The 21,906-nt window shown below is 42.6% G+C and carries 12 protein-coding genes; 11 read left to right on the top strand and 1 reads right to left on the bottom strand.

Annotated features, from left to right (window positions below):
- On the bottom strand, window positions 1-1,602 hold the full coding sequence (locus tag ACO052_RS01630; protein WP_422106270.1) for a UxaA family hydrolase: 1,602 nt from the start codon (window positions 1,600-1,602) through the stop codon (window positions 1-3).
- Window positions 1,603-1,808: 206 nt separating this feature from the next.
- On the opposite strand from ACO052_RS01630, the gene ACO052_RS01625 reads away from it, so the two are divergent.
- The 11 genes from ACO052_RS01625 (at window position 1,809) to ACO052_RS01575 (ending at window position 21,876) form a co-directional block, all read left to right on the top strand.
- Entirely contained in the window at window positions 1,809-2,855 is a 1,047-nt protein-coding gene (locus tag ACO052_RS01625) for a PfkB family carbohydrate kinase (protein ID WP_422106269.1), read from the top strand.
- A 9-nt stretch (window positions 2,856-2,864) separates the two neighbouring features.
- Window positions 2,865-3,530 (top strand): bifunctional 4-hydroxy-2-oxoglutarate aldolase/2-dehydro-3-deoxy-phosphogluconate aldolase, encoded by a 666-nt coding sequence (locus tag ACO052_RS01620; RefSeq protein WP_422106268.1) that lies wholly within the window; start codon window positions 2,865-2,867, stop codon window positions 3,528-3,530.
- 85 nt (window positions 3,531-3,615) lie between these two features.
- On the top strand, window positions 3,616-4,512 hold the full coding sequence (locus ACO052_RS01615) for a TRAP transporter substrate-binding protein (RefSeq protein ID WP_422106267.1): 897 nt from the start codon (window positions 3,616-3,618) through the stop codon (window positions 4,510-4,512).
- Entirely contained in the window at window positions 4,512-4,976 is a 465-nt protein-coding gene (locus ACO052_RS01610) for a TRAP transporter small permease (RefSeq protein ID WP_422106266.1), read from the top strand. The genes ACO052_RS01615 and ACO052_RS01610 overlap by 1 nt, the downstream gene beginning before the upstream one ends.
- A 4-nt stretch (window positions 4,977-4,980) precedes the next feature.
- Window positions 4,981-6,276, top strand: a complete 1,296-nt coding sequence (locus tag ACO052_RS01605; RefSeq protein WP_422106265.1) for a TRAP transporter large permease — start codon at window positions 4,981-4,983, stop codon at window positions 6,274-6,276.
- A gap of 614 nt (window positions 6,277-6,890) precedes the next feature.
- The gene (locus ACO052_RS01600; protein ID WP_422106264.1) at window positions 6,891-8,795 is read left to right on the top strand and encodes a hypothetical protein; all 1,905 of its coding nucleotides are present in this window, start codon (window positions 6,891-6,893) and stop codon (window positions 8,793-8,795) included.
- 167 nt (window positions 8,796-8,962) lie between these two features.
- A complete protein-coding gene (locus ACO052_RS01595; protein ID WP_422106263.1) occupies window positions 8,963-10,543 on the top strand; it encodes a BspA family leucine-rich repeat surface protein in 1,581 nt (526 codons plus the stop codon).
- 13 nt (window positions 10,544-10,556) lie between these two features.
- Complete coding sequence (locus tag ACO052_RS01590; RefSeq protein ID WP_422106262.1) at window positions 10,557-15,014, top strand: BspA family leucine-rich repeat surface protein; 4,458 nt, start codon at window positions 10,557-10,559, stop codon at window positions 15,012-15,014.
- A gap of 60 nt (window positions 15,015-15,074) precedes the next feature.
- Window positions 15,075-15,233: a hypothetical protein gene (locus ACO052_RS01585; RefSeq protein ID WP_422106261.1), complete on the top strand. Its 159-nt coding sequence runs from the start codon at window positions 15,075-15,077 to the stop codon at window positions 15,231-15,233.
- A 46-nt stretch (window positions 15,234-15,279) separates the two neighbouring features.
- Window positions 15,280-21,657, top strand: a complete 6,378-nt coding sequence (locus tag ACO052_RS01580) for a BspA family leucine-rich repeat surface protein (RefSeq protein WP_422106260.1) — start codon at window positions 15,280-15,282, stop codon at window positions 21,655-21,657.
- 60 nt (window positions 21,658-21,717) lie between these two features.
- On the top strand, window positions 21,718-21,876 hold the full coding sequence (locus ACO052_RS01575; RefSeq protein WP_422106259.1) for a hypothetical protein: 159 nt from the start codon (window positions 21,718-21,720) through the stop codon (window positions 21,874-21,876).
- Window positions 21,877-21,906 lie beyond the last annotated feature (30 nt).

The following is a 21,906-nucleotide window of genomic DNA, read 5'->3' as shown; positions in this document are numbered from 1 at the left end:
TTATAATGAAATTCCTCGTTTCCAAGGGATGAAGTCGTTTTGTTCTAATTGTTGTGCTTTGCTTTGTTTGTTGCCACTGGCAATAGCGATTATGATGTCGAGCAGTTCGTGAGCGCAGGCTGCTATCGTTTTTTCGCCGGTAATGATATCCCCCGCACTATAATCAATGATATCTGGCATGCGTTCTGCCAGCTCATTATTACTGCTAATTTTAATTACAGGGGTTATGGGGTTACCTGTAGGTGTTCCTAATCCTGTGGTAAATAGAATGATATTTGCGCCACTACCAGCAAGTCCAGTAGTGCTTTCCACATCGTTGCCTGGTGTACATAGCAAGTTGAGACCTGGCGCTTTGATTTGTTCGGTGTAATCCAGAACGCCTGATATGGGCATGCTACCCCCTTTTTTGGCAGCACCTGCGCTTTTCATAGCATCGGTGATGAGTCCATCTTTAATATTTCCTGGCGACGGATTCATATCAAAACCACTGCCTACGGCTTCAGCACGAGCTGCGTATGTCGTCATTAGATCATCAAATTTTTTAACGTCATTGGGGTTTTTCATCCGTGATTTGAGTTGAGGTTCGACACCACATAGCTCTGGAAACTCAGCTAAAAGGCTAGAACCGCCTAGACTTACAATAATATCACTTAAATGTCCTACGACAGGATTTGCCGAAATCCCTGAAAACCCATCACTACCGCCACATTCTAGACCAATCACTAATTTTGACAATGGGGCAGCTTGTCGTTCAATTGTATTAATTTCTGTCAAACTTTTAAACGTAGCTGTAATGGCTTCAGTCAATAAAGTTTCCTCACTTCCCAAGTGTTGCTGCTCAAAAATATGTAAAGGCTTTTCTGTGGCAGGATGTAATTTTTCAAGTGCTTCATTCAATAGGCTGGTTTGTGCATTTTGGCAGCCCAAACTTAGTATCGTTGCGCCCGCTACGTTAGGATTTGCGATATAACCAGCAATGAGCTGGCACAAGAGCTGAGCATCCTCGCGTGTACCGCCACAGCCTGAATGGTGCGTTAAGAATTTGATACCGTCGATATTTTTGAAATAACGATTTTGAACTGTAGTCTGTTCGGTATTTTCTTTGTTCATTAATGAACGGACTAGAGCTTTGTAACTGTTGGGCCGTTTGAAGCCTAACTCTTCGAGAAAGGCGTCCTCCATGATTTTAATATTGCGGTTTTCGCAGAACACTAAGGGTAGCACTAACCAGATATTTTGAGTCCCAACAAGACCATCTTTCCGGTAGTACCCATTGAATGATACATTCTTAAAAGCACGAGTTTCAATGGTTTTATTTTCAATGGAGGCGACGTCGTTCAAATAGTCTTCGGTATCATGTGTTACGTTTTTTATAGACAAAAGTTGTCCAGTCTCAATAGGGGTGATGGCCTTACCAACTTTTATTCCATACATAATAATGGCGCTATTTTTTGGAATATCCGTAAGAGTAAACCTATGCTTGGGTTTAATGTTTTCCTTGATTTTTAAAACCCTTCCGTCAATAGTTTCAATAGCACCAGTAGCAAGAGCTTTCAAGGCTACAGCACAATTATCGGCGTTATGCAACTTTAGGGTTTTCAAAGCGAAAATTAGTTTTTAAATATATGCGCAATCGTTTGCACAAAGTAAACAAAAATTGTAGATTTGACCTCGTTATCAATGTATTTTTTTTGAAAAATCACTAAAATTTGGATGATTAATTGCTTTTTTCTTAAAAAAGCGCGTTCTAAAAAATAAACTTGTAATTAAATATAGTAAACTTAAAAGACAGCAATTCCATATTAACAATGAAAAACGTAGTGACTTTTGGTGAAATTATGTTACGGTTGGCACCGCCTGGATTCTTAAGGTTCTCACAAACAAACACATTTGACGTCATCTACGGAGGTGGCGAATCTAATGTTGCTGTTTCATTGGCAAACTATGGTATCCCCGTCAGTTTTGTATCACGCTTACCCAATAATGATTTAGGAAAATGTGCGATGATGGAATTACGAAAACGAGGCGTAACTATTGACCAAATCATTTGGGGTGGTGAGCGATTGGGGATTTATTTTTTGGAGACGGGTGCTGTGGCAAGGGGAAGTAAGGTTGTCTATGACCGTGCGCATTCTGGTATGGCAACCATACAAAAAGGAATGGTGGATTGGGACGAGGTGTTTAAAGATTGTCAATGGTTTCATTGGACCGGAATTACGCCTGCTATATCACAAGGTGCTGCGGATGCTTGTCTTGAAGCTTGCAAAATAGCCAGTGAAAAGGGGATCACTATTTCTACAGATTTGAATTATCGGGCTAAACTATGGACCTATTGTGATGATGCGCATCGTGAAAACATCATGACAGAGCTCACCGCTTATTGCGATATTATTTTAGGCAATGAAGAAGATGCCGAGAAACATTTTGGTATTCATCCCGAAGGTTTAGACGTGCACAAGCACGGGCACGATGTTAAGGCTGAGGCATTTTTATCTGTTTGCCAACAGATGATGTCAAAATTCCCTAGAGCAAAAAAAGTCATTACAACATTAAGAGGTTCCATTTCTGCTTCCCATAATACTTGGGCAGGCGTACTTTATGATGGCCATAAGCTATATGATACACGTCAATATCAGATTACAGATATTGTTGATCGCGTTGGCGGTGGCGATTCATTTATGGGAGGCTTGATTTATGGCCTTATCACGTATTCTGGCGATGACCAAAAAGCCTTGGATTTTGCCGTAGCGGCATCCTGCTTAAAGCATACGATTAAGGGAGATGCCAATCAAGTCACCGTAGAAGAAGTGGAAAAATTAATGGGTGGTGACGCTTCGGGTCGTGTAGCGAGATAAATCAGAATTATGAGTCGTTTTTCAAAAGAAGAAATTGTAGTTGCTATGGAAGAAACGGGTATGATTCCAGTTTTTAACCATACCGATATTTCCATTGCAAAAAAGGTGCTTGATGCCAGTTATGAAGCGGGTATCCGTGTATTTGAATTTACCAATAGAGGTGCTAATGCCTTAGCGGTATTTGCCGAACTCAATAAATATGCTGAGCAATACAAGGACTTGGTTTTAGGAATAGGGACTATTTTTGATACTGCTAGTGCAAAAGCTTTTTATGAAGCCGGTGCACAGTTTATCGTCTCCCCTGCATTAATTCCTAAAATTGTGGAGTACACCAAAACCAACAATAGCATGTATATTCCCGGCTGTGGTTCGGTAACAGAAGTATATACGGCGACGCAATTGGGATGTAAGGTCATTAAAGTGTTTCCTGGAAATGTATTAGGGCCGGCATTTGTCAAGGCTACTAAAGCGGTGTTGCCTCAAATTAAGCTAATGCCAACGGGTGGTGTAGCGCCTACACAAGAGAATCTTTCGGCATGGTTTAACGCCGGTGTCTGTTGTGTCGGGATGGGTTCACAATTGTTTAAGGCATCGGATTTTGAAGGTGATACCTTTACAGGTCTAACAAATAAGATTCAAGATACCTTGATGCTCATAAAGACGATTAGAAATTAAAATGATAAATAGATTAGCAGCTATATTAGTTTTATCAGTCGGATTGATTTTTTTTGGTTGTGCCGAAAAGCAAAACACGAAAGTTTTGCGACTTGCTCATGGATTGGATATCAATCATCCTGTTCATAAGGCCATGGTTGAATTGGGTAAGAGGCTTGAAGAAAAATCCAACGGCCAACTTATTGTAAAACTCTATCCAAGTGGTCAATTGGGTGCAGAACGTGAGTGTTTGGAGTTGCTTCAAATAGGTAGTTTGGATATTACAAAGGTGTCTGCAGCGGTTTTGGAAAATTTTGTTTCTGATTATAAAGTATTGAGTATTCCATATCTTTTTAGGGATAGGCAGCATTCTTATGATTTTTATGATAGTACTATTGGTAAGGATTTGTTGCATAAAGGGGGTGACTATAGACTCATGGGGCTTTGCTATTACGATGCTGGAAGTCGAAGCTTTTATACCAAGACCAAAGCTATTGGCAGTCCAGACGATTTAGAGGGTTTAAAAATTAGGGTCCAAAAGAGTCATATGGCGGTAGCGATGGTCAATCAACTCGGTGGTGCCCCAACACCGATTTCTTGGGGTGAATTGTACACGGCATTGCAACAGGGCGTTGTTGATGGGGCGGAAAATAATTTACCAAGTTTTTTTACTTCTAAGCATTATGAAGTTTGTAAATATTACAGTTTTGATGAGCATACTGCAGTTCCTGATATTCTGCTTATCGGCACTGAACGTTGGAGTAGACTTAATGAACGAGAACGCCAGTGGCTTCAAGAGGCAGCAGACGAATCGGCTATCATTCAACGGGAATTATGGAGAAAAGCAGAGGAGGAAGCACTTAAAACCATAAAAAAGGCAGGTGTTAAAGTGAACTATCCCGATAAGCATCCCTTTTCCGAAAAAACAAGAGCCATCATGAATATGTTCAAAGGGGATTCGATAGCTCAAAAATTAATCAGAAATATCAAAAGTATGAACTAATGAGAAAATCTATAGACGCTTTTCTAGAACGGTTGTTGATTTTAGTCATCCTAGTGATGTTAATGGCAGTGGCTTGGCAGGTGATTTCGCGCTATGTATTGGGCGCACCTAGTACCTTTACCGATGAGATAGCTAGTTATGCCTTAATATGGTTGGGTTTGTTTGGTGCCGCCTATGCTACGGGAAAAGAGTTACATCTTGCTATCGACCTTATTCCTAAGAGCACCCTTGCAAAATCACCACGATTCTTTCTCGGATTTGTGACCGTTTCTGTCATTGTATTTGCTGTTTTGGTTATGGTCGTTGGTGGTATAAGACTTTGTTGGTTGACATGGGTACTTGATCAAAAATCAGCAGTCTTAAAAATACCTTTGGCTTTTGTCTATCTCGTTCTTCCCGTCAGTGGTATTTTAATGGTGTATTATAGCTTTGATTCCTATCGACAAAAGACTAAAATGATGTAATACTATGGATTATACTCAGGTGCTCATACTTGTAATAAGTTTTATTGTTTTTCTATCCTTGCGCGTACCTATTGCTTATAGTATTGGCTTAGCAGCATTATTTACACTGGTTGTATCTCTACCATTACTGCCTGCTTTGACCACTTTGGCACAGCGTATGGCCACGTCTTTAGATAGTTTTGCCTTGTTGGCCATCCCATTTTTTATATTAGCTGGTCAAATTATGAATCGTGGTGGTATTGCCACGCGGTTAATCGATTTTGCTAAGGCTATTGTTGGGCCGCTACCTGGCGGACTGGCATTTGTAAATATTATGGCTTGTATGTTGTTCGGTGCCATTTCGGGTTCTGCGGTGGCAGCCGCTTCCGCCATTGGGGGCTTTATGAACCCTATGATGGAAAAGGAAGGCTACGATAAATCCTTTAGCGCTGCAGTAAATATTACTAGTGCAACCACTGGTCTCATTATACCACCGAGTAATATTCTTATTATTTATTCACTGGCTAGTGGAGGTGTTTCCATAGCCGCATTGTTTTTGGCTGGTTATGTCCCAGGAATCCTCATAGGTTTGGCGCTGATGATGGTCGCAGCTATTTATGCCTACATTAAAAAATATCCTACCGAAAAAAGTGTGGGTATCAAAATATTCTTTAAGCGCTTTATAGCTGCCCTTCCGAGTTTACTTTTATTGGTCATTGTTATCGGTGGTATTGTTGCAGGAATATTTACGGCAACAGAGGCTTCGGCCATTGCGGTGATTTATACTTTCGCACTAGCTTTTGCTTACAAGGAAATAACGCTTAACGATGTGCCTTCTATTTTGTTGGAAACCGTCAAAACCAATGCCATCGTCATGTTGCTTATCGCTACTTCTGTGGCGATGTCCTGGGTGATGTCCTACGAAAGTATTCCGCAAGAAATTAGTACGGGATTATTGGCCATTAGTGATAATCCTGTAGTCATTCTGATTATCATTAACCTTATTTTACTGTTTGTTGGCGTTTTTATGGATATGACACCAGCAGTACTGATTTTTACACCTATATTTTTGCCTATTGTCACTGATATCGGCATTGATCCCATTCATTTTGGAGTCATTATGATTATGAATTTGTGTATTGGGCTCTGTACACCACCGGTGGGTTCGGTATTGTTCGTGGGATGTGGCGTAGCCAACCTAAGCATTCAGAAGGTGGTTAGACCATTGTTGCCCTTGTTTTTGATTATGATTGCCGTTTTAATCATTATTACTTATGTCCCGGAATTGAGCTTATGGTTGCCTCGTATATTTGGGTTTTAGTATGTCATAGATAAGCCAATTAATTTATCAAGTATGGACCTAAAGTTTGCTATGTTGATAAGAATATTTCTTTAGTCAAGACCTTATAAACGTTAAGGTATTATTTGTCAAATAGACAAAACGATGCTTTACAGTAATTGTCAAAGAGGATTCCTATTGAGTACAAACAAAACACTGTTGAGGTGAAATGCGAGCGAGTTTCAAAAAAGAAACTCACTTGTTTTTTGGAATAAGACCACGCATTTCTGAAGGTGTTTTTCAAAATAAGCTCTTCTACAATATATAGACTGAGAAAAGCTTGAACTTGATCCAGAGATGATTTAGATGCTTTTCTTCGGAATTTTTAATTTATATAATATACCTGATTATTGGGTTTTTACGCCCAAATAAGATTTTTGTCCCCCTTTTGTCTTAAATCTGTCCCCCTTTTGTCCTTGCAATTATGGGTCTTGTGGAAGCATGTAAAAATACATTTGCCCGTCACAACCCAAGTCTACGGGTGCCATAAAGAAGAGCCACATGAAAAATCACCCTACTTATCTAGCACCGCTTTTGCGTTAAGTTTAATACAGAACATGTGTTTTTAATTTCTATCTTTAATCATAAAAATATCGATGATGTATAAGCAAGTATTTATTAGCCTAATGCTTGGAATGGCGCTACTTGGCCATTCTCAAGAAAGAGATCTTCCATCTATGGTAGATGCCTTGACATCTAAAATAGAAAGTGCCAAAGGAAAGGACAAACTCATACTGCTCGATAGCTTGACAGGGATAACCAAATACCGTAGGGCGTTCAAATTTGACTCCATTGCTAATGAAACGATTCAACTGGCTTTACAGCTAAAGGATTACAATATTGCGACCAGAAGGACGGGAGACCTTATCGTCTTTATATCAAACAAAAACCAAAATGCTGAAAAAGGTTTGGATATGTTTAAGGCTACATTACAAAAGAATTGGAAGGTAACAGATAGTTCAGCATTAGCTACGCTTTATGCAGCTGGGGGGTTTAGCTATTTTAGTTCTGGATTTGAGCAAGAAGCAGTGGACTGTTATGAGCGATCGGAACAGTTATACCTAGCTGATAAAGATACGATTCAGTCATTCGAGATCAAAGCATATAAGGCATTTGCGCTCTCAGAGATGGGGAAGTTTGCTACGGCCTCTCAAGAATACCAAAGAGCACTCGAGGCATTTTTACGCAAAAAGGATTCTGCAAGGATCTTAAGGGTAAGAATGGGCTTGTCTATATTATATGGTCAGAATAAGTTCTATGAAGAAGCTGAGAAGGAATTTGATGCGATTCATAAATTGTCTCTATTGATGGATGATCCGGGGATTACTATTTATAATCTGGGAAATCGAGCTACAAATCTTTATAGAAGTGAAGATTATATAGGTTGTATTCGTCTGAGCAAAGAAAAACTAAGACTTATTGAAAAGCATCCAGAATTTGAGCATACCCGTACCCCTGCAGTTAAAGCCTTAGTCAATAGTTATTTGGATCTAGATAGTCTTAAAGTGGCGAAAGTTTATTTTAAACAACTAGAAGCTTTGCTTCAGAAATCGGATAATAACTTCGTCATGAATAATGACTATTTGGAATGCGAGACTAGAATACTACTTGCCGAGGGCAAATTAGAGCAGGCTGAGGTAAGTGGGCTAAAACTACTTTCTGTAGTTGAGACGTCCAAGAATCATCAATTTTCTAACCATGCCCGTAAGTTGTTAGCGGAGATTTATAGTGCTTTAAACCAGCCTGCAAAAGCATATTATCATCTTCAAAACTATAGTCGAATCAAAGATTCTATCCAGGAAATTGATCAAGCTAGAGCCCTAGCATACTATCAAACCTTGTACGAGACCTCAAAAAGGGACGCACTCATCCAGAAGCAGAACGATGAATTGGTACTATTGGATTCTGAAAAGAAGGCGCAATTCCTTTGGATGGGCATTTTGTCGTTGATACTGTTGGCCGTTGGACTACTCTTCTATTTTAATAGTGAAAAAAACAAACAGAAAACGGAAATAGCTAAAAATAAGAAGGCTCTGGCCGACATGACCAATGAGATGCTAAATAAGGAAATTGAATATAAAAAGAAGGATCTTACGCGGTTTGCATTTAATATTTCGGAGAACATCGCATGGTCGAGAATTTTGGAAGAAAAAATGGAACGTATAATTGGAACGAAAGGTGAAGATCGGGAAAAGGAAATTGAAGCCTTAGAATCAGAGATTAAAAAGAAGATTCGTATTGATGAAAGCACCGAACCATTTCACGAACACATTGAACAAGTAAGTAGTGGTTTTTATGTGGAATTGAATGAAAAATACCCAGATTTAACAAAAAATGAAGTTCGCTTATGTACCCTTGTAAAGATGAGTTTAGACAATAAAGCCATTGCAACATTGCAAAATATTGATATTTCATCTGTTAAAAAAGGGATATATAGACTGCGAAAAAAGCTTAGACTTGATCCTGAAGATGATTTAGACGCTTTTCTTCGAAATTTTTAATCTCTATAACCCATTTGATTATTAGGGGTTTACATCTTAATTCAATTTTTGTCCCCCTATTGTCTTAAGTCTGTCCCCCTATTGTCCTTGCAATTATAGGGCTCGTAGAAGTATGTAAAAATACATTTGCTCTCACAACAACCTACGGGTGTAATAAAAAGAGTCAAATGAAAAATTACCCTCCTTACCTAGCATTACTTTTGCTATTATGCTACATCGCAATTCCATTTAAGGGATTTACTGCTAATACATACAATTTAATCAATCCCAGTGACTACACTGGGGCATTGAAACCTCAGGATTCCAATCAGCATGGGTTTTCATATATGTCGCAGGTATTTGCAAATTTAAATGCTTCAATATATAATGAAAATGCGACCTCCTTACCGGTTAACAACATTACGATTCCTTTTATTACGAAGTGGGAAACCACCACTAATAATGAAAGTATTACCGTCCCGACCTTTTCGGGGGAAACTTATAACTATACAGTAGACTGGGGGGATGGTACCATTGATACTGGGTTCACAGGAAATGCCATACATACCTATGCTGTTGCTGGTACTTATACAGTAAGCATTAGTGGGACCTTTCCACGTATTTATTTCACTATCAATAACAATAGTCGCAAAATAATTGACATCACCCAATGGGGCGACAATCCATGGACCTCTATGGAACGGGCTTTTTTAGGCTGTGTTAATCTTAATATATCGGCTACTGATGCACCAGACCTCTCGGGGGTTACAGACCTGTCTTATATGTTCTATTTTACTGACGCTATGAATGGTGCTATTGGTCATTGGGATGTAAGCACGGTGACTACTATGAGCCATATGTTTTATTATGCTACAGCTTTTAATCAAGATATTGGGAGTTGGGATGTAAGCGCTGTCACTGATATGAGCTATATGTTTTTCAGAGCATCTGTCTTTAATAGCGACATCGGAGCTTGGGATGTAAGTGCTGTGACTAATATGAGGAATATGTTTAGTGGTGCTTCAGTATTTAATCAAGATATCGGAAGTTGGGATGTAAGTGCTGTGACTAACCTAAAGCTAATGTTTGCTAATACATTAGATTTTAATCAGGATATTGGGAGTTGGAATGTAAGTGCTGTGACTGATATGAGTGCTATGTTCACTTATGCCTATGCCTTCAATCAAGATATTGGAAGTTGGGATGTAAGTTCGGTCGAAGACATGGGTGGTATGTTCAGTTATACTTTAGCCTTCGACCAGAATATCGGAAGTTGGGATACTACTTCAGTCCTAGATATGGACTATATGTTTAAGGAAGCAGCTCTATCTACCGCGAATTATGATGCTTTACTCCTAGGCTGGAGTACCTTAGACCCCGGAGAAGTGTATATTGTTCAACATAGAGACTTCGATGCTGGAAATAGCCAGTATTGTTCAGGGGAGGCTGCCCGTCAAAACTTGATAGACAATTACGATTGGACCATTATAGATGGTGGTATCGACAGTAGTTGCAGCACCCTAAGTACTTCAGAGACCGAACTAACAACCTGGTCGATCCATCCAAATCCAACAAAAGACAGGATTACCATCAAAGGGGTGGGCGATAGCTTAGAGCGTATAGAAGTCTTCGACATTACTGGACAGCTCATCATGACTACTACAACAGATTTGGAAACAATAGATATAAGCCACTATGTAAATGGCGTCTACCTTGTAAGATTGCGCACAAGACAGGCAAGTCAGACATTTAAGTTGATCAAGAATTAGAACCAATTGTGTCATGAAAGTATCTAAAACAACATTGCAAATAGCGAGCATAATCATAATGCTTCTCATTGGCGTTCGGTTACAAGGACAGAATACCACGGATTTTATTACGGAGTGGGAAACCACTTCCAATAATGAAAGTATTACCATCCCGACCTTTTCGGGCGATACCTATAATTATACGGTAGACTGGGGGGATGGTACGGTTGAAACCGGACTCACCGGAGACGCCATGCATACCTATAGTGCTGCTGGCACCTATACGGTAAGCATCAGCGGGACCTTTCCACGGATCTATTTTTATAATTCTAGTGATAGAGACAAAATAATCGACATCACACAGTGGGGCGACAATCCATGGACCTCTATGGAAAGTGCTTTTCGGGGCTGCGCTAATCTCAATATATCAGCTAGCGATGCACCAGACCTTTCAGGGGTGACCCACCTATCTCATATGTTTCAATATGCTACCACTATGAATAGCGCTATTGGGCATTGGGATGTGAGTACTGTGACCAATATGGATTATATGTTCACAGCTGCTTTTGCTTTTAACCAGGACATAGGAGGATGGGACGTGAGTTCTGTAACAGATATGAATCATATGTTCGATTCCGCATCAGTTTTTAATCAGGATATTGGGAGTTGGAATGTGAGTTCAGTCCAAGATATGGACAGTATGTTTGATGATGTTACCCTGTCTGTTGCTAATTACGATGCCTTGCTCCTGGGGTGGAGCACATTAAACTTAACGCCCAATGTTAATTTCACTGGAGGTGCTAGCCAATATTGTTCAGGCGAGGAAGCCCGTCAAAACTTGATAGATAATTACGGCTGGACCATATTAGATGACGGTTATGACCCCTACTGTAAAGCATTTGTCATCAAATGGCGAACAAGATCAAACAATAAGACGATCACCATCCCGACCTTCGCCGGGGAAACTTATGACTATACCGTAGACTGGGGGGATGGTACCACTGATACCGGGCTCACCGGAAATGCCACACACACCTATACTGATGTCGCTACCTATACGGTGCGTATTATTGGGACCTTCCCGCGTATCTATTTCACTGGCGCTAACAGTGGGGACAGATTATTCGACATCGCTCAATGGGGCGATAATCCCTGGACGTCTATGGATCGTGCTTTTGAAGGTTGTACCAACCTCAACATATCGGCTACCGATGCACCCGATCTATCCGGCGTCACCAACCTATCTTCTATGTTCTTTGAAGCTTACTCCATGAATGCTGATATTGGCCATTGGGATGTAAGCACTGTGACTGATATGTCTGGTATGTTTTATGAAGCATCTGTCTTTAATCAAGATATCGGGAATTGGGATGTAAGTGCTGTGACTAATATGCGCTATATGTTTGATGGTGCTTCAGACTTTAATCAGGACCTCGGGAGTTGGAATGTAAGTGCTGTGACTGATATGGGCTATATGTTCTATTTTACGTCTTTTAATCAAGACATTGGGGCCTGGAACGTGAGCGCTGTGACCAATATGTATGCTATGTTCACAGGAACTCCATTTAATCAAGATATAGGAGCTTGGGATGTGAGTTCTGTGACCAACATGGGTCATATGTTTTCTGATACGACGGCCTTTAATCAAGATATTGGAGCTTGGAACGTGAGTTCCGTGACCAGTATGACGGGTTTGTTCTACAATACAATCTTCAATCAGGATATCGGAAATTGGGATGTGAGCGCTGTGGCTAGTATGAGTTTTATGTTCAGGTCTACTCCAGCCTTCGATCAGGACCTCGGGAGTTGGGATATGAGTTCGGTTCAATGGATGAATGATATGTTTAGAGGTGTCACCTTGTCTGTCGATAATTATGACGCTTTGCTTCTGGGTTGGAGTACCTTAGATCCTGGTGAGGCACAGGTCCCTACGAACCTTAACTTCCATGCTGGAAATAGCCTGCATTGTAAAGGGCAGGCTGCTCGTCAAAACTTGATAAGCAATCACGGCTGGAACATCAACGATGGCGGTTATGATTCATTCTGTACAGCATTTATCACCAAATGGCAAACGAGCTCGGACAATGAGAGTATCACCGTCCCAACCTTTTCGGGAATCAGCTATAACTATACGGTAGACTGGGGGGACGGTACGACTGATACCGGGCTCACTGGAGATGCCACACATAGCTACACTACTGCTGATACCTACACCGTGCGTATTATTGGGGACTTCCCACGTATCTATTTTCTAAACGCTGGCGATAGTGACAAAATCATCGACATCACCCAGTGGGGAGACAATATCTGGACCTCTATGGAACGTGCTTTTCAGGGTTGTTCCAATCTTAATATATCAGCTACCGATGCACCAGACCTCTCAGGGGTCACGGATCTGTCTTATATGTTTGAAGGAGCTTCTTCTATGAATGGCGTTATAGGCCATTGGGATGTGGGTAGTGTGACCAATATGGAGTCTATGTTTTCAGGAGCCTCGTCCTTTGATCAAGACCTCGGGATCTGGAATGTGAGCAATGTAACCGATATGAGAGGAATGTTCTTTGAGGCCACATCCTTCAATCAAAACATCGGGAATTGGAACATAAGTAATGTCATGGCTATGAGCGGAATGTTTGCCGAAGCTGCTACGTTCAACCAGGATCTTGGGATTTGGGATGTGAGTTCTGTGACTGTTATGGACTATATGTTTCAAAATGCCTTATCCTTTGATCAGAATCTTGGTCAGTGGGATATAAGCGCAGTAACCGAGATGCAATCTATGTTTGATGGGGTAACCCTCTCCATAGCTAACTATGATGCCTTGCTCCTGGGGTGGAGTACCCTAGACCTTGGTGAGGCACAGATTCCAACAGGCTTAAGTTTCTCATCCGGTAACAGCGAGTATTGTTCAAGCTATGAGGCATACGACATTTTGGTACAACCACCGTATAATTGGGGAATTACTGACGGTGGATGGTCAACGGCATGTGCCTTTGTAACCTTAAGCCCTAAAGCATATTTACAAGGCGCCAGTTTAACTCCTATATCTGGTGAAGAGGACCTTATGCATGATGAGCTAAGAGTTTCGGACTGGGAGTCTATGCCGCTAATATCGCCTTACGGTGATGGATTAGAAGTAGGAGGGGCATCGACCTTTAGCGCAGTTGCAGGAGCAGATGCCATTGTAGACTGGGTTTGGGTAGAACTTCGAGATAATAGCAATTTAGTTGTCGGCTCCCGATCCGCACTATTACAACGCGATGGCGATGTGGTTGCCGTAGATGGCAGTTCCCCTTTGGTGTTTAATGTACAACCTGACCATTATTATGTCACCGTGAATCACCGTAATCACCTGGGTATTATAACAGCTTCAACACACAGCATAGGTGCAGCAACGACAATACTAGATCTATCCACAGATCCTAATTTGATAGCAGGTGCTCTTAATGGAGTGGCGCTATTGCCCAATGGGCGCTATGGGATGTATGCGGGGGACTGTGATAATAATGCACAGGTATCATTTTCGGATACCGATTATGTTTATGGATCCTTGGGAACTGAGGGGTATAACGATGCGGACGCAAATATTAACTCTCAGGTTCAGTTATCGGATGTCTTTGACGTAATCTATCCAAATCTCGGTCAAGGCCGACAATATAGAGGTGCACCTGACCCAGATCACAACCCCTTACCTCCAAGTATCACCCTATCCTTTGCCAATGCACGTATGACCAGTGATGATACGGACTATTATTACGAGGCCGATATCATGATAGAAAGCGATGAAGACTTCTATGTGGGCTCAGGTCTGCTGTATTTAGATTACAATACCGCCGCCTTTGGCGAGCATGTGCAGGCCAATGGTCATATAGAGTACAGCCAACCAGAAGGTTCCATATTAGGGTATTCGTTTGGTGCATCCACACCAGCGTACAAGTACTTTATAAAGAACGACAACACGGGTTCGAGAGTAGCGCTGTCCTTTCAACAGAACATCGCTTTGGAAGGCCTAGAGACGGTGTCCGAGCTACAGATCACCGCCACGCCAAAGCTGTTAATGCATATTAAGCTGCGCTACGCGGATGTCAATGCCGATGCCAATGTCTGTTTCTTTAGCGACGGCCTATTCCAAGATCAGTTCTATACAGCCTGTGGCGGAGGGACCATAGCAGATTGTATTTATGCTCCAGGCGTAAAAATAATTGACGATAGCTATGATTGCTCCGGGGCAGTGGTAAGCAGACTCGGCACAACAGTTTACAACGAGGCGTCGGTTGGGCTCTATCCCAACCCGACACGGGACCATTTTTACATCGAAGGTATTGAAGGGTCTTATACCGTCAATGTCTATGATCTAAAGGGAAGACGTATTCTAAGCTTAGAGGATGTTACAGATAATGCCGTAGATATGAGGCCCTATGATAATGGATTATACTTTATTGAATTAGTTACGGCATCAGGTGCAATCTTCAAACGACTCATCAAAAACTAATAGCAATACCCAAATATGATGCTAAGAATTTTACAAGCAAACCTACTTAAAAACAAAAAAATGAAACGATTTACATTTACAATGCTCCTATGTTTTTTTGGCATACATACACTTTATGCCCAGGACCTTACTTTGGCATTGGCCAATGTTCAGAACACCAACGACGGGGTTGATGATTATTACGAGGCAGAAGGCATGACGTCGGTCTCATTGCTATAAAAGTCAATTATATCTTAAAAGAGAAAATTCAAAACCCCTTGTTACGATGAAAAGAATATTAGTGTTTTCCATGTTGCTTCTACTGGGATTTGCCATATCCACAGCTCAGTCGACCCTCAATGCCGATGGCGATTGGCATACCGTATACTACACCGGAAGTGCAAAGAACTTCGTGATGCCGAGCAGTACGGACTATACACACGTTGAGTTCCATTTGTTGGGCGCTGACGGTGGAGATGCCAAGTTTACTTTTTTGGGGACTTGTCAGGCAAATGGAGGTCAGGGAGCCGAAATTATCGCAACATTCACGATCGGTAATGCTTCGAATGAAATACCATTAGATGCCCCTATAAGATTTATTGTTGGTGGTAAAGGAGCTAATTTCACAGGTAGCGCTTTTGGCGGTGGTGCTGGTGGGGGTGGAACGGCGGTCTTGGATATGACCCCAGAGAACTATCGAATACTGGCCGTAGCGGGAGCTGGTGGTGGCGCCTATATAAAATCGAATTTTGGCTGTCATCGTCATGATGGGAAGGATGCCTCTTTGACGGAAGATGGGATAGACTCCGCTGGGCATGGTGGGGTCAATGGTATGGGTGGGGGAACCCTAAATGTTAATGATCTAGGTTCTTTTGGTGGTCAAGCAGCTTATCCCGCAGGCGGCGGAGGCGGTGCATTTTCCCCATCTACAGTTCCTGATGGACAATATGAAGAGAGAGCTGGCGAGCAGGGTACATGGCAGGGTGGTGCCGGTGGTGGAAATATTACAATAGATAGTAATAGCTTTCCAAACGGCGGATGGGGCTTTGGTGGTGGCGGTTCCGGTGCTGAAGCTGAAGCGGAATTCGGCAGCGGTGGCGGCGGCGGCGGCGGATATTCTGGCGGCGGTGGCGGTTCTAGCGACTTCAGATCAGGCGGCGGTGGCGGAAGCTATGTAGCGCCCGGTCTATATGCCAATATCATTCAAATACAAGACACCTCGGACAGGCATGACGGTGCCATACAATATCGCTTTGTGAACAGGAATGACTGCGACCCTATCATTACATCCCTCGATATCGTGGACACTGAGGACTGTACACAACCGGCCAGTGCCAGAGTGAATACAGGACAGACGGCCGGCTGCGGGACCTACCAGGTAAAATATATCCTACTCAGGAGCGATGACGACGGGTTCATGCGAATAAATGGCACAGGATTCTTTGATGACCTCTCTATTGGAGACTATCTGGTACTCGTCAAAAAGGGCGACACCACCACAGACCACCAATTCTTTTCCATCAGCAACGGGACGGATGATGAACTTCCAAGCCCGGTATGCCAGGAGATCACCGTATATCTCGATGAAAACGGCCAGTACACAATACAGCCTGTAGAGATCGATGGAGGAAGTACCGATAACTGTGGCATATACGACTATGACTTTATGGAGTTTACAGGGCCTTTACAAATCGTAACGTTCGAAGAGTACACCCTTACCTGCGAGGATCTTGGGGTCAAGACGGTGGCCTTGGCCGTATTCGACTATAACCATCAAGGGAGCTACTGTGTGACCGACGTTACCGTAGTAGATGGAAGTCCCCCAACATTGATCGATCCAGATACCTTTGAGTTCCCCCAGCGATATGATGTTGAAATTCCTCAAGGTGGCCTTGTGACCATAACCGAAGATTTTTTCGCTGATACCATAAATGCCTTCCAGGACAATTGTACGGATACACAGAACCTTGTATTGAACACAACGATCATTGGGACCGAATTCAGTTGTTCGGATGTCGGAAGCACTATCTTAGTTGATGCCACGATCTCTGATGCAAATGGAAACGAGACCCAGACATTTCCCATCGAGATCAATGTGGTAGATAGAGGAGGGTCTTGCTATCCCTTTATCACCACATGGCAGACCACCACAGATAATGAAAGCATTACGATTCCGACCTTTTCGGGAGACATCTATAACTATACGGTAGACTGGGGAGATGGTATGGTTGAAACCGGGCTCACTGGAGATGCCACACATACATACACTACTACTGGCACCTATACGGTACGAATTAACGGGACCTTTCCACGGATCTATTTCAACTATGGTGGTGACAAGGACAAGATCATCGACATCTCCCAATGGGGCGTCAATCCATGGACCTCTATGGAACATGCTTTTGAGGGTTGTTCCAATCTCAATATATCGGCAACCGATGCACCGGACCTCTCAGGGGTCACGAGCCTGTCCCATATGTTCAATGGTGCCTCCTCCATGAATGCCGCTATCGGACATTGGAACGTGAGCAATGTGACCTATATGTATGGGATGTTCTTTGATGCCACTTCCTTCAATCAGGACATCGGAGGATGGAACGTGGAGAATGTGACCAATATGTACGCAATGTTTTACAATGCCACTGCGTTTGATCAGAATATCGGGAGCTGGGATGTGAGTTCTGTGACTGATATGAGCGGAATGTTCACAGAGGCCATAGCCTTCAACCATGATATTGGAGACTGGGATGTAAGCCATGTTGCCAACATGACTAGCATGTTCGAGAACGCTTCATCTTTCGATCAGGACCTAGGAAGTTGGGATGTAAGATCGGTCACCGGTATGAGTAATATGCTCAAAGGAGCGGTATCCTTTAATCAGGATATTGGCGGTTGGGATATCAGCAATGTCATTTTTATGGCGCATATGTTCGAGGGTGTTACGCTTTCCACGGCCAACTACGACAAACTGCTGAATGGATGGAACACTTTGGATGCTGGAGAGGCACGGGTTCCAGAAGGCGTCGAATTCCATGCTGGAAATAGCCAGTATTGTTTAGGGGATGCTGCCCGTCAAAACTTGATGGATAATTACGGCTGGGCCATCACCGATGGTGATACCTCCTGCATGCCTTTTACAACCCTCTGGCAGACTGACGCTGACAATGAGAGTATCACCATTCCTACCTTTTCGGGAGATACCTATAACTATACGGTAGACTGGGGTGATGGTACGATCGATAGCGGGCTTACAGGAAATGCCACACATAGCTATACTTCTGCCGGTACCTATACAGTTCGTATCATTGGCGCCTTTTCGCGTATCTATTTTAACAACACGGGTGATAGGAACAAAATCATCGACATCACTCAATGGGGAGACAATCCCTGGACCTCTATGGCACGTGCTTTTCATGGCTGCTCCAATCTCAATATATCGGCAACCGATGCACCTAACCTATCGGGAGTCACAAATTTGTCTTATATGTTCAGTGAGGCTTCCTCTATGAATGCTGCTATTGGCCATTGGAATGTAAGCGCTGTGACCAATATGAGGTTCATGTTTTTTGATGCCTCTGCCTTCAATCAAGATATCGGAAATTGGGATGTAAGCGCCGTGACCGATATGTCTGGTATGTTCTATATAGCTGAAAGATTTAATCAAGATATCGGAAATTGGGATGTAAGTTCAGTGACTGATATGGGCTTTATGTTTTATAGTGCTTCAGCTTTCAATCAAGATATCGGAAATTGGGACGTAAGTTCGGTAACCACTATGACCAATATGTTCATAGTAGCATCTGCCTTCAACCAAGACATCGGAGATTGGGACGTGAGCGCTGTAACTCGCATGGATGGTATGTTTGCGGGAGCATCTGCATTTAATCAAGACATTGGGAGTTGGGATGTAAGCGCAGTGACTGATATGAACAATATGTTTCACCATATGACCTTATCTACAGAGCATTACGATGCCTTACTCCTGGGTTGGAGTACCCTAGATATTGGTGAAACACAGATTCCTGAAAATATCACCACCTTCTCTGGTGGGAATAGCGAGTATTGTTTAGGGGAGGCTGCTCGTCAAAACTTGATAGACAACTACGGCTGGACCATCTCCGATGGCGGTTATGCCCCATTCTGTGAAGCATTTATCACCAAATGGCAAACGACCTCAGACAATGAGAGTATCACCATCCCGACCTTCTCGGGAGACACCTATAACTATAAGGTAGACTGGGGAGATGGGACTATTACCAGTGGGCGTACAAGCGATGCCACGCATACCTATGTTTATGCTGGAACCTATGAGGTACGAATCAGTGGTACCTTCCCACGGATCTATTTCAACAATAGCGGTGACAAGGATAAGATCATCGATATCGTCCAATGGGGGGATAACCCTTGGACTTCGATGGAAAAAGCTTTTTATGGTTGTAGTAACCTAAATATTTCGGCCATAGATGCTCCAGACCTGTCAGGGGTAACAAGCCTATCGGCCATGCTGGCCTTTGCCTCCTCTATAGATGCTTCCATCAATCATTGGGACGTAAGCACTGTGACTAATATGTATGGTATGTTTATTAAGGCGTCTTCTATGGATGGGGCCATCGACCAATGGAATGTGGGCAATGTGACCAATATGAGTTTTATGTTTGCAGGGGCCGAAGCTTTCAATCAGGACATTGGAGCTTGGGATGTAAGCGCTGTGATTCATATGAGTAGTATGTTTGATAGTGCTTCAATATTTAATCAAGATATTGGAAATTGGGATGTGAGTTCTGTGATTGATATGTCTCATATGTTTTCTAATAACTCTGCCTTCAATCAGGATATCGGAAGTTGGGATGTGAGTTCTGTGACTTATATGGGCTATATGTTTCGAAATGCCTTATCCTTTGATCAAAATCTTGGTCAGTGGGATATCAGCGCAGTAACCGAGATGCAATCTATGTTTGATGGGGTAACCCTCTCCATAGCTAACTATGATGCCTTACTTCTGGGGTGGAGTACCCTAGATCCTGGTGAAGCACATATTCCAACAGGCTTAAGCTTCTCATCCGGTAACAGCGAGTATTGTTCAAGCTATGAGTCACGCGACATTTTGATACAACCACCGTTTAATTGGGGAATTACTGACGGTGGATGGTCACCGGCATGTGCCTTTGTAACCCTAAGCCCTAAAGCATATTTACAAGGCGCCAGTTTAAATCCTATATCTGGTGAAGAAGACCTTATGCATGATGAGCTAAGAGTCTCGGGCTCGAATTTTATACCGCTAATATCGCCCTACGGTGATGGATTAGAAGTAGGAGGGCCAGAGACCTTTAGCGCAGTTGCAGGAGCAGATGCCATTGTAGACTGGGTTTGGGTAGAACTTCGAGATAATAGCAATTTAGTTGTCGGCTCCCGATCCGCACTATTACAACGCGATGGCGATGTGGTTGCCGTAGATGGCAGTTCCCCTTTGGTGTTTAATGTAAAACCTGACCGTTATTATGTCGCCGTGAATCACCGTAATCACCTGGGTATTATAACAACTTCAACACACAGCATAAGTGCAGCAACAACAATACTAGATCTATCCAATCCCGGTTTGGTAGCAGGCGGTGCTGATAATGGAGTGGTCCTATTGCCCAATGGGCGCTATGGGATGTATGCGGGGGACTGTGATAGTAATACACAGGTAACATTTTCGGATACCGATTATGTTTATGGATCCTTGGGAACTTCGGGTTATAACGATGCGGACGCAAATATTAATTCTCAGGTTCAGTTATCGGATGTCTTTGACGTAATCTTTCCAAATCTCGGTCAAGGCGAACAATATAGAGGTTCCTCTAACCCAGATCACAATCCCTTATCTCCAAGTATCACCCTATCCTTTGCCAATGCACGTATGACCAGCGATGATACGGATTATTATTACGAGGCCGATATCATGATAGAAAGCGATGAAGACTTTTATGTGGGCTCAGGTCTACTGTATTTAGATTACAATACCGCCGCCTTTGGCGAGCATGTGCTGGCCAATGGTCATATAGAGTACAGCCAACCCGAAGGTTCCATATTAGGGTATTCGTTTGGTGCATCCACACCAGCGTACAAGTACTTTATAAAGAACGACAACACGGGTTCGAGAGTAGCGCTGTCCTTTCAACAGAACATCGCTTTGGAAGGCCTAGAGACGGTGTCCGAGCTACAGATCACCGCCACGCCAAAGCTGTTAATGCATATTAAGCTGCGCTACGCGGATGTCAATGCCGATGCCGATGTCTGTTTCTTTAGCGACGGCCTATTCCAAGATCAGTTCTATACAGCCTGTGGCGGAGGGACCATAGCAGATTGTATTTATGCTCCAGGCGTAAAAATAATTGACGATAGCTATGATTGCTCCGGGGCAGTGGTAAGCAGACTCGGCACAACAGTTTACAACGAGGCGTCGGTTGGGCTCTATCCCAACCCGACACGGGACCATTTTTACATCGAAGGTATTGAAGGGTCTTATACCGTCAATGTCTATGATCTAAAGGGGAGACGCATACTAAGCTTAGAGGATGTTACAGATAATGCCGTAGATATGAGGCCCTATGATAATGGACTGTACTTGATTGAAGTGGTTACGGCATCAGGTTCAATCTTCAAACGACTCATCAAAAACTAATCGCAATACCCAAATATGATGCTAAGAATTTTACAAGCAGACCTACTTAAAAACAAAAAAATGAAACGATTTATAGTTATAATACCCCTATGTTTTTTGGGCATACATACACTTTATGCCCAGGACCTTACTTTGGCATTGGCCAATGTGCAGAACACCAACGACGGGATTGATGATTATTACGAGGCAGAAGGTATGACGCTGGTCTCATTGCTGTAAAAGTCAATTATATCTTAAAAGAGAAAATTC

The organism is Winogradskyella sp., assembly GCF_965228925.1.
In the GTDB taxonomy this organism is placed as follows: Bacteria; Bacteroidota; Bacteroidia; order Flavobacteriales; family Flavobacteriaceae; genus Winogradskyella.
The sequence above is the reverse complement of the archived record's forward strand: the minus strand, read 5'-3'. Positions and strand labels throughout refer to the sequence as shown.

What these genes read in the sequence shown, in the direction of transcription:
- ACO052_RS01625 (WP_422106269.1), top strand. Translation starts at nt 1,809, where the DNA reads ATGAAAAACGTAGTGACTTTTGGTGAAATTATGTTACGGTTGGCACCG.
- ACO052_RS01620 (WP_422106268.1), top strand. Translation starts at nt 2,865, where the DNA reads ATGAGTCGTTTTTCAAAAGAAGAAATTGTAGTTGCTATGGAAGAAACG.
- ACO052_RS01610 (WP_422106266.1), top strand. Translation starts at nt 4,512, where the DNA reads ATGAGAAAATCTATAGACGCTTTTCTAGAACGGTTGTTGATTTTAGTC.
- ACO052_RS01605 (WP_422106265.1), top strand. Translation starts at nt 4,981, where the DNA reads ATGGATTATACTCAGGTGCTCATACTTGTAATAAGTTTTATTGTTTTT.
- ACO052_RS01600 (WP_422106264.1), top strand. Translation starts at nt 6,891, where the DNA reads ATGATGTATAAGCAAGTATTTATTAGCCTAATGCTTGGAATGGCGCTA.
- ACO052_RS01595 (WP_422106263.1), top strand. Translation starts at nt 8,963, where the DNA reads ATGAAAAATTACCCTCCTTACCTAGCATTACTTTTGCTATTATGCTAC.
- ACO052_RS01590 (WP_422106262.1), top strand. Translation starts at nt 10,557, where the DNA reads ATGAAAGTATCTAAAACAACATTGCAAATAGCGAGCATAATCATAATG.
- ACO052_RS01585 (WP_422106261.1), top strand. Translation starts at nt 15,075, where the DNA reads ATGAAACGATTTACATTTACAATGCTCCTATGTTTTTTTGGCATACAT.
- ACO052_RS01580 (WP_422106260.1), top strand. Translation starts at nt 15,280, where the DNA reads ATGAAAAGAATATTAGTGTTTTCCATGTTGCTTCTACTGGGATTTGCC.
- ACO052_RS01575 (WP_422106259.1), top strand. Translation starts at nt 21,718, where the DNA reads ATGAAACGATTTATAGTTATAATACCCCTATGTTTTTTGGGCATACAT.